13 protein-coding genes, 1 tRNA gene and 1 riboswitch are annotated in these 12,871 nt (G+C 40.5%); of the genes, 6 read left to right on the top strand and 8 right to left on the bottom strand.

The features are described 5' to 3' along the window. The first annotated feature begins 9 nt into the window (after positions 1-9). From DPC56_RS05295 to DPC56_RS05285, 3 genes are all read left to right on the top strand, one after another. Positions 10-777 carry a prenyltransferase/squalene oxidase repeat-containing protein gene (locus DPC56_RS05295; protein ID WP_112094031.1) on the top strand — a complete coding sequence of 256 codons (768 nt, stop codon included), beginning with the start codon at positions 10-12 and terminating at the stop codon, positions 775-777. A gap of 26 nt (positions 778-803) precedes the next feature. Further along, positions 804-1,493, top strand: a complete 690-nt coding sequence (locus DPC56_RS05290; protein ID WP_112094030.1) for a DUF1614 domain-containing protein — start codon at positions 804-806, stop codon at positions 1,491-1,493. A gap of 281 nt (positions 1,494-1,774) precedes the next feature. Beyond that, on the top strand, positions 1,775-2,917 hold the full coding sequence (locus DPC56_RS05285; RefSeq protein ID WP_112094029.1) for an MFS transporter: 1,143 nt from the start codon (positions 1,775-1,777) through the stop codon (positions 2,915-2,917). Position 2,918: 1 nt separating this feature from the next. Here DPC56_RS05285 and DPC56_RS05280 read toward each other — a convergent pair. From DPC56_RS05280 to DPC56_RS05270, 3 genes are all read right to left on the bottom strand, one after another. Continuing rightward, positions 2,919-2,991 (bottom strand) — tRNA-Val (locus DPC56_RS05280). Positions 2,992-3,017: 26 nt separating this feature from the next. Next, complete coding sequence (locus DPC56_RS05275; protein ID WP_112094028.1) at positions 3,018-4,748, bottom strand: ferrous iron transporter B; 1,731 nt, start codon at positions 4,746-4,748, stop codon at positions 3,018-3,020. Further along, positions 4,720-4,974, bottom strand: a complete 255-nt coding sequence (locus DPC56_RS05270; protein WP_112094027.1) for a FeoA family protein — start codon at positions 4,972-4,974, stop codon at positions 4,720-4,722. Before DPC56_RS05270 ends, DPC56_RS05275 begins: the two co-directional genes overlap by 29 nt. A 131-nt stretch (positions 4,975-5,105) precedes the next feature. Further along, a riboswitch (Fluoride riboswitch) is annotated at positions 5,106-5,170 on the top strand. Positions 5,171-5,198: 28 nt separating this feature from the next. Between DPC56_RS05270 and DPC56_RS05265 the strand changes: the two genes are divergently transcribed. The 3 genes from DPC56_RS05265 (at position 5,199) to DPC56_RS05255 (ending at position 8,643) form a co-directional block, all read left to right on the top strand. Beyond that, the gene (locus DPC56_RS05265) at positions 5,199-6,398 is read left to right on the top strand and encodes a cation:proton antiporter domain-containing protein (RefSeq protein ID WP_112094026.1); all 1,200 of its coding nucleotides are present in this window, start codon (positions 5,199-5,201) and stop codon (positions 6,396-6,398) included. A gap of 104 nt (positions 6,399-6,502) precedes the next feature. Next, complete coding sequence (locus tag DPC56_RS05260) at positions 6,503-7,363, top strand: DUF368 domain-containing protein (protein ID WP_394339528.1); 861 nt, start codon at positions 6,503-6,505, stop codon at positions 7,361-7,363. 38 nt (positions 7,364-7,401) lie between these two features. Beyond that, entirely contained in the window at positions 7,402-8,643 is a 1,242-nt protein-coding gene (locus DPC56_RS05255) for a putative PEP-binding protein (protein ID WP_112094025.1), read from the top strand. Here DPC56_RS05255 and DPC56_RS05250 read toward each other — a convergent pair. The 5 genes from DPC56_RS05250 to DPC56_RS05230 form a co-directional block, all read right to left on the bottom strand. After that, on the bottom strand, positions 8,640-9,359 hold the full coding sequence (locus tag DPC56_RS05250; protein ID WP_112094024.1) for a sensor histidine kinase: 720 nt from the start codon (positions 9,357-9,359) through the stop codon (positions 8,640-8,642). The genes DPC56_RS05255 and DPC56_RS05250 overlap by 4 nt on opposite strands. Positions 9,360-9,567: 208 nt before the next feature. After that, complete coding sequence (locus DPC56_RS05245; RefSeq protein WP_112094023.1) at positions 9,568-10,545, bottom strand: PAS domain-containing protein; 978 nt, start codon at positions 10,543-10,545, stop codon at positions 9,568-9,570. Continuing rightward, on the bottom strand, positions 10,454-11,833 hold the full coding sequence (locus tag DPC56_RS05240; RefSeq protein ID WP_112094022.1) for a PAS domain S-box protein: 1,380 nt from the start codon (positions 11,831-11,833) through the stop codon (positions 10,454-10,456). Before DPC56_RS05240 ends, DPC56_RS05245 begins: the two co-directional genes overlap by 92 nt. 78 nt (positions 11,834-11,911) lie before the next feature. Beyond that, positions 11,912-12,304 carry a universal stress protein gene (locus tag DPC56_RS05235; RefSeq protein ID WP_112094021.1) on the bottom strand — a complete coding sequence of 131 codons (393 nt, stop codon included), beginning with the start codon at positions 12,302-12,304 and terminating at the stop codon, positions 11,912-11,914. Between the two features lie 9 nt (positions 12,305-12,313). Further along, entirely contained in the window at positions 12,314-12,865 is a 552-nt protein-coding gene (locus tag DPC56_RS05230) for a flavin reductase family protein (RefSeq protein WP_112094020.1), read from the bottom strand. Positions 12,866-12,871 lie beyond the last annotated feature (6 nt).

Here is a 12,871-nt window from a genome sequence, read left to right as displayed (position 1 = left end):
GGGATCATAGTGCCAACTTTCGAGGATAAAATCTTGGATTTTATAAGGAATAGAAGTCACGAAGACGGAGGATATACTTTATATGAGGGTCTCCCTGATTCAAAGAATACATACTATGCCATTAAGAGTTTACAGTTACTCGGCGAGGAACCAGAGAATCTCGAAAAGACCCTTAAATGGGTTGAAGAAGTCCATAGAAGGGGGTCATTCACTGCCCAAGGATTATTCTACAGGTGTAGTATACTCAAAGAATATAATAAAGATTATGAGATACCTGAAAAATTTATCAAGAGATTAGAGGAAACTTATCAGAGATCTCAATTCGAGATAACATATTATATAGATTCAGTGCTTAGAATGCATAATATAATATTAGATGATATCGTGGATTGGATCATATCACAACAAAACCATGATGGGGGCTTCGGAAAATATGGATCTGATATAATAAACACGCAATATGCTCTTGAAATCTTAAAAGCCCACAAATACAAACCCAATAAAAAAGATATAAAAAATTATCTTAAATATTGTGAGGATAATGGATTATGGTCCTTCACACCCATCTCCTATCCACCATATATAGAAACAGTATATGCAGGTTTTAGGATAAGCGAAATACTAAACCTTAAATTTAAAAACAAAGATAATATTTTAAAGTTTGTATTATCATTACAAAACAGTGACGGCGGATTCAGGAGATCATCATACCTTGGCATATCCGAATTAGAATACACCTACAAGGCCCTTTATATTATAAAATCTTCAAGCTTGTAGTATTGGTGCGATTGGAGAATAAAACGATGAACAAATATCAGGGTTTCCATCATAGGAGCCAATCACTATTCCTCTTCATACTATTACTATTATTTCTACCATTCCTTTTCCTAGTCTTCGCTGGGAGTGTGATGATAGCATTCACACGCCTTGGAATACCACTACCATTAGCATACTCCCTATTCTGGTTATCATTGATTGGAAGTAGTATAAACATCCCCATAAAAGAGTGGATAAGCGAAGTCGAAGAAATAAGGGAGATAAGATTTTTCGGGATAAATTATAGGATACCATACCATGGAATGAAAAAAACGGTACTCGCAGTAAACCTTGGAGGCGCTATAATACCCCTCACAATAGTAGCATATGAACTTCTACGTTTATCAGGTAATCCACACCTCCTCTCTAATTCTATACTCGGGATAATAATAGTGACTGTAGTATGTAAAATATTCGCCCGGCCCATAAAAGGGCTTGGGATAGCTATTCCCGCCTTCATACCCCCAATCACAGCGGCGATAACAGCACTAATCATCGGTGGAGAGAATCCGGTTGTGGTCGCATACATCTCAGGGACCATGGGGGCCCTGATAGGAGCCGACATCCTAAACCTCCACAGGATAAAAGATCTAGGCGCTCCAATAGCAAGTATAGGAGGGGCTGGAACCTTTGATGGGATATTCCTTTCAGGAATAATAGCTGTCCTACTAATATGAACACGCCCCATTCCAGCAATCAAAAACCCACAAAAAAAGCTTATAATAACCATGAACTTCCTCTAAACAGGCCCCCCTCCATTAGATTGCGAACTCCCCATACTATGAAATTTTATCCCCCCTGTTTAAATTCCTTTGAGGAGTAATATTCCATCCCCCCCATAAACCTCCAATCTGGAAGATGTTAAGAACGTGCAAGACACCTGGAGTATCCTAGAAGACCCTTTAAAGCTTCCAGGAGCATATAAATATTAGCTAGTAAAATCATGGAGAAATAAGATATGAAGAGAGCGGGTAAATTTATAATACTCCTAGGATTGGTCAGTCTCTTTGCTGACATGACATATGAGGGTGCGAGGGGGATAACAGGACCGTTCCTTTTAATGCTAGGTGCAAGCGCCACGATGGTAGGTTTCGCCAGTGGCCTGGGGGAACTTTCAGGTTATATTATACGACTTTTCTCGGGGTATGTTGCTGATAAGACTCGTCGTTACTGGCTCATCACATTCACAGGTTATATTATGAATTTGGTGGTTGTCCCATTGCTTGCATTGGCCTTTAATTGGCAGTTAGCAATCCTATTGATAATCCTTGAAAGGATAGGGAAGGGTTTCAGGACACCAGCTAGGGATGTTATGTTGTCATATGCTACAAGCCAGGTAGGTCATGGGTGGGGTTTTGGCATCCACGAGGCCCTCGACCAGGTAGGGGCGATATTGGGGCCTTTGATGGTCTTTCTTGTATTATATTTTAGAGGGGGTTATAGGACAGGTTTCACATTCCTTGGATTGCCTGCGGTTTTTGCCATTTTAACGTTAGTGGTGGCATATTTTCTATTTCCAAGCCCGCATGAATTGGAGGTTGGGAGAGCAGAACCCTTAAGGTCTCCCGGGTCGGTTTTCTGGTTGTATCTTGGTGTTGTATGTCTTATAGGTGTTGGTTATGCTGATTTCCCCCTTATTGGATACCATTTTAAGAATGTGATGTTATTTGGGGATTTTATGATACCTGTATTGTACGCCCTTGCGATGCTTGTGGATGCTCTTTCAGCATTATTATTTGGGAAATTTTTCGATTATTATGGTTTCAAGGTTATGATAGTATCTGTCATATTATCTTCATTATTCGCTCCTTTAGCATTCCTTGGTGGTGTGCTGGCGGCCGTTTTTGGTGTTATATTGTGGGGTGTTGGCATGGGCGCCCAAGAGTCTATTATGAGAGCTGCTATAGCAAGGATAATCCCATCCGATAGGCGCGGGTCCGCCTATGGAATCTTCAATTTACTATTCGGCTTTTCATGGTTCCTTGGCAGCCTCTTTATGGGTATATTCTATGAGATCTCATTGTTAGCATTGGTCATCTTTTCGGTTATAATGCAACTTCTAGCTGTTCCTTTACTTATCAGGATAGAAAAGAGCGTATGAGTGGGCCGGGCGAGATTCGAACTCGCGACCACCTCGTTGTGAGCGAGGTATCCTAACCCCTAGACCACCGGCCCCAAATAGTATATTTTGATATTATCTTTCATATAATTGTTTGTAGAATTAGGTGTTGTATGCCACCCACAAGAAATGCTAGTGTCACCATGAGTATTCCTATTTTTATCATGCCCTTGACCCCTATCTCCTTTGCAAGGACTACGAATGTTGCAATACATGGGAAATAGATCGCTAGGACAGTTGTTGCCACTACTAGCTGTTCTGGGCTGAGGTGTAGTGGTGCTAGCAGGCCAGTGGCAATATCCTTTCTCAAGAATCCTATTATTAGGGTAGTTGCGGCTTCCTTGGGCAGGCCTAGCACTCCTGAGAATATGGGTGCAAGTATGCTTGTCAGGATCTGCATTATACCCGCTACATATAATAGGTTTACTAGTAGGATTCCTAGGAAGACGAATGGTATGGCTTCTATGAGGAATCCTCTTATGCGGGTCCATGTTTTTTTAAGCAGCGTCCCCATGTGGGGTATTTTGTATGGTGGTATTTCAAGGAATATTTCGGGGCTTTCGCCTTTCATGATCTTGTTTAGGATGTACCCAGCGGTTATATAGATTGTTAGTAGCGTCCCATATACCATTGCAATATATTTTATACCGTAGGGTCCTAGTAGTCCTATTATAACTGCTGTCTGGGCCATGCACGGCACAGATATTGATAGTAGTGTTAGGGCTATGAATCTTTCCCTTTCATCTTCTAGTATTCTTGTGGCAAGGACTCCTGGCACGTTACATCCAAGTCCTAGTATGAGTGAGATTATGGAGGCTCCGTGCAATCCTAGCTTGTGCATTATATTATCTGTGAGTACTGCGAGCCTTGGCAGATACCCGAGATCTTCAAGGAAGCCTAACACAAGGTAAAATAGTGACACGTATGGTAATACGATTGCAACCGGCACGTATATGCCTGTTGTCAGAAGCCCGAATGATTCCATGTAATTGTAGCCCGTACCTACTAGTATGTCATGTATGGGGCCTTTTGGGAACGCTGATTCCACGATCCTTGTTATGAATGGGCCGTAGTAGTTGTAGAAGAATGGGTCTAGGATTTTCCCGGTGAGGAATTCTCCGATACCTATTATAAACTGTAATGTGAGGTATGCTACTATTAATCCTATTAGGACTCCGAGTAGGGGATGTACTGATGCGTCTTCGAGTTTTTCAAGTAATGTAGGGTGTCTATGTTCTATCTTTTGTATTTCTAGTAGTAGTTTGCCTATGAATTTCCATTTTTCCTCATCACCCATCTCCGGGATACTTGGGGTGTGTTCTTCTTTTTTTTCTAGTATTTTTTTTATTAGGTGTACTAGTTGTTTTATTCCTTCCCCGCTTACTGCGGTCACTGGTATTACTGGGACTCCTAGGCTTTCCTGGAGTTTTTTAATGTTGAGGTGGACTCCTTTTCTTTTTGCAAGATCCCACATGTTAAGAACGATTATGGTGGGCATCCTCTTTTCTAGTATCTGGAGTGTTAGATAAAGATTCCGTTCTAGGTTTGTTGAATCAAGCACATTTAATATTAGGTCTGGGTTTTCTTTGAGGAACATGTCCCTTGCAACTTCTTCGGCCTTACAAAATGGTGTTAAAGAATAAGTGCCCGGGACGTCTATTACCTCGATTTTTTCATCATCCACCTTGAGGGTTCCCTTGGTGTATTCCACTGTTGTACCTGGATAATTTGATGCAACGACATTTGCACCTGTTAGTCTTGAAAAGACAACACTTTTGCCAACGTTAGGGTTTCCCATGAGGAGTATTTTCATCTATTACCTCCACTAGGATCTTACCTGCCATGCCCCTGCCTATGGCTATCTTGCAATTGTCAACTTCGATGATTATAGGACCGCGGAATGGTAAAGTTGATACTTTCCGGATCTTCTTCCCAACCCTTATATTAAGGGATTCTAGCCGCCTTTTTAGGCCGATCCCCCCTGTTATCTCACGTACTATGGCATTTTTTCCTGTTTTAAGGTTTTTTAGGGTGATCATCACACAACCTCGAATATTAGGTGAACCTAAATCCTATTTAAATGTTCCCACACACAACAAAATTTTTCCACCATCCCATTGGGGGGATGCCATCCATAAACTTTATATACTATGATAGAAGATGTGATGCCAATAGGAAGGGTGATGGAGTCCACCTTTAACTGCTATTTTTTCAGCTGATGACTCCTGCTTTCAAAAAAGAGAGCATGGAGGGGATTCTACAAATGGAGTATGTTGCATTTAGTATAGCTATTATTATCATTCTAGGACTTCTTTTAGGCAGAATATTCGAAAAAATCAAATTACCGGGACTTTTAGGAATACTCATTCTTGGCATGTTACTAGGCCCCCATGGCTTGAATCTCATCTCAAAGGATATATTAGCCATTTCAGGCGACCTTAGGATCATAGCCCTCATAATAATCCTGTTAAGAGCTGGTTTCGGTATAAACATTGAAAGTCTTAGAAAAGCTGGCATGGCCGCAGTTAAGATGAGCTTCATCCCTGATTGCATTGAAGGCTTTACCATAATGATAATAGCTTCTCTCCTACTGGGTTTGCCCTTAATAGAAGCTGGTATACTTGGATTTGTCATAGCAGCTGTCTCACCTGCAGTTATAGTCCCCCAAATGTTATCATTCATTGAACGGCGGATGGGAACAGCTAAGGGCATACCAACCTTAATCCTCACAGGAGCCTCAATAGATGATGTGATTTCAATAACAATATTTTCAATATTCCTTGGAATCTACACTGGAAAGGAGATAAATATTGTGAAGGAGATTTTGGGAGTACCCTTATCCATACTTTTAGGTATACTGGGAGGAGCTGCCATAGGTTTTTTCCTTATCCAAGTTTTCAAAAGATTTAAGATGAGAGATAGTGAAAAGACCCTCATAGTCCTCGCGACAGCAATTCTCTTCAAGAATATGGGGGACATTCTCAATTCATACATTCCTATCGCAGCACTCATAGGTGTCATGGTCATAGGCCTTGTAATATTGGAGAAAATGCCTGAAGTGGGATTAAAATTGTCAAAGAAATTTAATAAAATATGGATATTCGCAGAGATACTCCTATTTGTCCTTGTAGGCGCGCAAGTCGACCTCAACCTTCTTTTAAAGGCCGGTTTTATAGGGGTCGTGATTATCATCCTAGGACTTTTAGCTAGGAGCCTTGGCGTCTACATATCACTTTTAGGCACACAATTAAATTTAAAAGAAAGGATATTCTGCATATTCGCATATATACCAAAGGCGACAGTACAAGCCGCCATAGGTGCAATACCATTATCTTTAGGGGTGGCCCATGGAGAATTGATATTAGCCATGGCTGTACTATCAATAATATTCACAGCACCCCTTGGCGCTTTGACGGTTAAAATTGCAGGTGAAAAGTTCCTTGAAGCCGAAAGGATCGTATAAAAGTATATATCATGTGGAGGATTATTGTAAAAACGTTGCAGTTTACCCCCCCACACAGATTATTATTTAGTGTGTAATCTTATAAAACGTGAAGAGGTCGGAATATGAGGATTGCAAGTTTCATCGCAATATTCTTAAGGGGTTTCCTCATGGGCACGGCTGATACGATCCCTGGAGTTTCAGGGGGGACAATGGCACTTATAACAGGAATATATGAAAGATTAGTCCATGCTATAAGTAAAATCAGATTCAGATTCCTAAAACCCCTCCTCAGAGCCGACTTCAAATCTTCCATAAAATTGGCTAAAGAAGAAATAGACTTCGAATTATTCATACCACTACTTCTCGGGATAGGAACAGCCATTTTAACAATATCAAGGATTATATCTTTCCTCATAACCTATTATATGGCATACACTTATTCATTCTTCCTGGGGCTCATATTAGCCTCAGCTTACTTAGTCTTCAATAGGATAGACGGTTTTTCATTAAAAAATCTCATCTCGGCTATTATAGGGTTCCTTTTCGCCTTTTTCTTCGTGGGTTTAAACCCCATCCAAGCAAACCATAGCCTGCCCATAATATTCATGTCAGGGGCTATCGCCATATGTGCAATGATACTACCAGGGATTTCAGGAGCGTTCATGTTATTACTCCTTAACCAATATGAGTACATGCTCAAAGCCCTTGCCAAGTTCTCAATCCCAGATATTATAACATTCATCGGAGGCGCGGCCATAGGGATCCTAAGCTTTTCCAAGTTCCTTGATTATCTTCTCAAAAATCATGAAGCTGTGACAATGGCATTCCTTGTGGGCTTAATGATAGGAACCTTGAGACTCCCATATAGTAAAATGTCCATCATACAATCCACGCCCTCCTTGATCTTCGCAGTTATAATAGCCATCATCGGATTCTTCATAGTCTTCCTAATCGAGAAGAGATTCCACTACATCGAATATTAACAATACTCTTTTTTATCAGAATTTACAAAGATAAAAATATGGAACTCATCAAAGGTATAGGGGCCAGCCCTTATATTAGAAGCGGACGAGTGAAAAAGATAGAATCCTTCAAGGATATGATGTCTATTGAGGGCGGGGAGATCATAGTAACGCCAAGGGTATCAAGGGACATGCTCCCCCAACTAAAAAGAGTAGGCGCGGTTGTGACAGACTATGGTGGCCTCACAAGTCATGTTGCCATCACACTCCGAGAATTGAAAATACCATGTGTAGTAGGGACCGAGAAAGCCACCCAGATCCTAGAGGATGATATGGTGGTTACAGTTGATGGCAAAACCGGTAACATTTATGAGGGTGTGATGGAATGGGAAGAAATTATAGAGGAGCTGCCTCTTGAGGATACTGCGACAACGCTAATGACGAACCTGAACATACCATCAATCGCGGATAGGATAGCAGATTATGCTGATGGTATAGGATCTGTTAGAATAGAACATATGGTTATAGAAACAGGTAAACACCCTTATAGGCTCCTAGAGGAGGGCAGGTTAACTGATGTTCTGAAAAAGGGTCTTGAGTTCGTCCTTGAATCCTTTTATCCTAAACCTGTATGGTTTAGGACATTTGACATCCCTACTGATGAGTTGAGGAACCTTCAAGGGGGGGATGTGGAACCAGAAGAACCAAACCCACTATTGGGCTTCAGGGGCATCTACAAGGATCTTAGGGACGTTGAAGTGCTAAAGGCAGAATTCAGGGCGATAAAAGAGCTTATAGATGATGGATATTCCAACCTCGGCCTCAAGTTCCCCTTTGTAAGGGATGGGAGCGAATACTTGTCCGCTAAGAGAATATTAGAAGAGTGTGGTTTGAAACCTCACCGCGACCTTGAAGTTGGATTATCAGTGGAAACGCCATCAGCCGCCTTACAAATTAGAGAATTCATAGATTATGGTCTTGATTTTGTATCCATTGGGATGAGCGATCTTGCCATGTGCACCCTAGCAGTGGACAGGAGGGGTGTGAGGGTTGCGAAACTATTCGATTTAACCCATCCAGCTCTTCTTGGACTCGTAGATAATATTATCAGAGTATGTTCTAGGGAGGGAATAAAAACGTGTATAGCCGGGTATGCAGCAACAGATTATAATATTGTGGAAAAACTTATAAGAATGGGCGTGGATGGCATATCAACAAACCCTGATCAACTCTTAAAGATGAGAGTTTTCATCACAAGAATTGAAAAGAGCATACTCTTAGAAACTCTAAGGGGAGGCTAGAGTGGGAAGTTCATAGTGAATGATGTCCCACCATCTGATTCTATCTTGAATTCTCCATCCAATTGTCTTACAAGGCCTATGACGAGCTGCAAGCCAAGGGATGATACCTTTTCAATGTCAAAATCTTCCGGGAGGCCCTTACCATTATCTGATATTTCAAGGTTGCATTTATCTTCTCGGCATTTAAATTTCACGCTTATTATCCCCTCTTTTTCTGGGAAAGCATGTTTCATGGAGTTCATTATAAGTTCGTTTGTTATGAGTCCAAGGGGTATGCACTTGTCCATTTCAAGGGGTATATCATCTATATCAGTTTCTAGGCGTATTTTTATTGGCCTTGGGGCTTGGAAGTTTATAAGGTCTCGGGCAAGACTTTCTAGGTAGTCTTTGGAGCTTATATTGGTGATGGTTTCTGTCTTGTAGAGTTTCTCATGTACTAGTGCGAGGGATTTTATCCTTGCTTGGCTGTCTGATAGGATATTTTTCACTTCTTCACTTCCACAATATTTTGCTTGCAATGATAATAGACTTGATATGATTTGTAGGTTATTTTTCACGCGATGGTGAACTTCCCTTAGCAGAGCCTCCTTTTCATGGAGTGACTGCTGGAGGTTCATCTGGGTTATTATCTTCGAAATAGCCTCATTTATCTCATCAGCAAATAATCTGATAAATTCCATTTTAGGCACTTTCTTGGTACTATAGGCTTCTATCACACCAAATGCGCTCCCTTGGAACCTTAAAGGTATCCTGAGGATTCTCTTTTCACCCTCCCTTTTAAGGGTGGTATCTTCTGGGATCCTCTTTTCTGGTATGATGGATCCTCTCTTGTATATTATTTTCCCATTAACTATGATGCTCCCATTTTCAAATTTTAGATCATCTATTATGATATCAAGTATTCTTTTAAGGAAACTTTCTATTTTATCTTTTATCCGTCTTTGATGCCTTCAATACCTTGTTAAGTATCTTCAACCTTGCTTGGTGTTTTATAAGCCTTTTTTCGTATTCTATGCGGTGAAGTGCAAGTCCGAGATATTGAGCAAACCTCTTAATAACTTTAATATCGAATTCATTAAAGCCTTCATCCTTTTCTAGGCTGATTCGGCCGATTAGTTCGTCTCCTATAATGATTGGTGTGGATTCTGGGTTTGTATATTTTCCTTTGGATGCGAGGATTTTGTCATGGAATGTGATGAACCCTCCACTGCTTTTTGTGATTTTTAGAAGTTCTGTGAGTATTTTATTGGCTATAATCTTTTCTGTCGCTTTTGGCGATACCATAATAGGGTATAATCTACTCAGGGTACTTGTGATCATCAGTTCTGCTTTTAATTTTTTCTCTGTGATTTTGAGGGGGCTTATATCCCTTATGATTTCAATAGCCCCTATAATATCCCCTTTATTATCATATAATGGGGATACTTTAAGTTGTAGGTGGCCTCCGCGTCCATTGTAGATGTTTGGAAGGTAAATTTCCCCGTAGATGTTATGGTCTTCGCGTCTAACATTTTCATAAAGTTTTTCGATCTCTGGCATATCATGGAATAGTAAATCTAGGAGTGCTGGTCTGGGTTTTCCATGGAATGGTATGCTGTAGGCTTGGCCGTCTCTTCCTAGCATCTCATCTGCTGGGGTTCCTGTCATCTTCTCTGTCTCCTTGTTCCATGCTATGATGCGTCCTTTTTTATCCACGGCAAAAACTGCATCGGGTAATGAGTCTATAAGATCCTTGAATTTCCGGTGCTCTGCCTTTAAAAGCTTTTCTGTCTCTACTTGGCCTGTTATGTCACGTGTGGCTGCTATGATTTCACCTGTGTGGGGATGGTAGGTTAGAGATACATGGACATAAAATGGCTCTCCAGTCTTTTTTTTTGTGAATCCACCTGAATTGTTTTTCACCTTCTCTGATGGTCTCCTCTATTAACTTTTTGGCTTTGATCTCTGATTTTTCACCATCTTCCTGGTACTTTGTCGATAATTCCCAAGGATGTTTACCTATTATATCCTCAGGTTTTGCCTGGAAAAGTTCGAGAGCTTTCTTGTTACAATCTATTATGGTGTTTTTTTCCATGATGAAGAGCGCGTCACCTGCACTTTCGAAAAGTTCCTTATATTTAAATTCTTTTTCTCTTAATCTTTTCTCGGATAGCATTTTTTCTATTGCGAATGAGAGTGTGGATGCTATCTCCTCGAGGATGGCTAATTCATCAAGTTCAAGGTCTCCTTTTATGCTGAGCAGACCCCATAGTTTATCCTTTACACGTAATTCTAGGATGTTTTCAAATTTGGCGGGTCTTTCCCCTATCTCGTGGATTGGTTTATAATCTTTGTCTAATACGCCGATATACTTGTATGGTCTGTGTTCGGCGAGTATATTGCATATTTTTTGGATCATCTCTTCTATGTTCTCGGATTTTATGATGGAATTGTTAACCTTGTTTAGGATTGTGAGGAACTTATTGGTCTTTATAAGTTCTTCTTCGAGTATTTTCTGTCCTTTTATATCTGTTAACATGCAGAATCCGCCTTTGAAGGCAGAATCTTCTATTATTGGGGTTGCAGAAAATAATAACCAGCGTGGTTCCCCATTGCTTTTGATGAAGCGTATTTCCTGTTTTCCCCGCATCCCCTTGCTGCAGAGGTCGAGTATTCTTTTGGCAATCACCTTATCATTGGGGTGTGCAATTTCTAAGATATTCTTTCCTATAAGTTCGCTAGTTTGACATTCTAAAAATTTCCCCAGTTGCTTGTTACAATATATTATGTCCCCAGAATTGTCGAAAATGCAGAAGCCCTCTAGGCTTGTGTTAATCATCTGCTGGTATACCTGTTCGTTATCTAGAAATAGTCTTTTCATTTTATACTTGTAGAGGCTAGTTTTTATAACTTTTATGAGTTTCTGTGGATTTATTGGTCTTTTGAGGCGTGCAGCCACCTTTAGGCCTTGTGTTGTTGTCTCATCTAGAATTTCTGTGACTAGTATGATGGGTAGATTGGCTTTTTTTCCTAGTTTGATTGCTTTTATCTTGTTTATTGTGGGTTTTGATGTGTCAATTATAATAAGTCCAGCTTCTGATTCGGCTTTGAGAATATCCTCCTCACTATATACTAGGATGGGATCATATCCACAAAATTTTATAAGTTCTTTAAGATTGTGATCTTCACTTACAAGGAAGATATGTACCATATAATTATCTTATATGTAAACTTTTAATATTTTTAGTTGACGTAAAATCCTCTTCACTTTCACCCTTTCAATTTTGTGCTATTTGACTATTAGGACCGGTATCTTAACATTTTTTAGGGTGCTCTCCGCCACACTCCCCATCAAAAACTTTTCAAAGCCACTTTTCCCATGGCCCATTATTATGAGGTCGGCTTTGCTTCTTTCAGCGATCTTTTTCATGTCATGGATCGGGTTTCCGTATATTAGGATTTCATCTATCTGGACGCCCCTTTTTTTCCCCTTTTCTTGTACTTTCGCCAATATGCTTTTTCCTTCTTCTTCCAAGACTTCAAATGGGTAGATGAGTTTTTCATCCATGATATGGACTGCTACCACCCTAGCACCTAGTTTTTCTGCAAGTTCTATGGCGATATCCTCGGCCTTCTGGGCCTGTTCTGAACCGTCGGTCGGCACCATTATACGTTTAAACATTTTAGACCCCTATTTGACGAATTTCACCCTATCGCCTATTACGAACTTGTTGCCCCCTACATGGAGTATAGGTTTAACCTCTTCCACATGGAGTAAACCTTCTTTTATTGAACCCTCTTTTATGCTTGCATGGACCACCGACCCTGTATAGAGGTTATGGTCTCCTATTTCATTCATCCTTAATAGTTCACATTCTAGGTGGGCTGCTGCTTCTTTAATGCGTGGAGGCGAAACTTTAACTGACGGTATCCAATCTAGCCCTGCCCTCTCAAGTTCGTTTTCACCATATGGTATGTTTTTTCCTGTTATCCACATCTTCTCTAATATGTTGAGGCCTGTGAGGTTTACCACAAATTCTCCAGTCTCTTCAACATTCTTGGAAGTGTGATGTTCTGGCATTGAAGCGAATGCTATAATTGGCGGGTCCATGGATATTGGCATTACAAAAGAGAATGGGGCCGCGTTTATCTCCCCTTTTTTGTTGACTGTTGTTATTATAACTGTGGGCCGTGGTGCTAGTAGCCTGTAAGAATCTTTTATAGGGAAATCGGTAAATTCCAATGTAAA

Origin of the sequence: Methanothermobacter tenebrarum (genome assembly GCF_003264935.1) — an archaeon.
GTDB classification, from domain to species: domain Archaea; phylum Methanobacteriota; class Methanobacteria; order Methanobacteriales; family DSM-23052; genus Methanothermobacter_A; species Methanothermobacter_A tenebrarum_A.
Note: the sequence above shows the minus strand (reverse complement) of the source record. Positions and strands in the feature narration are given on the sequence as shown.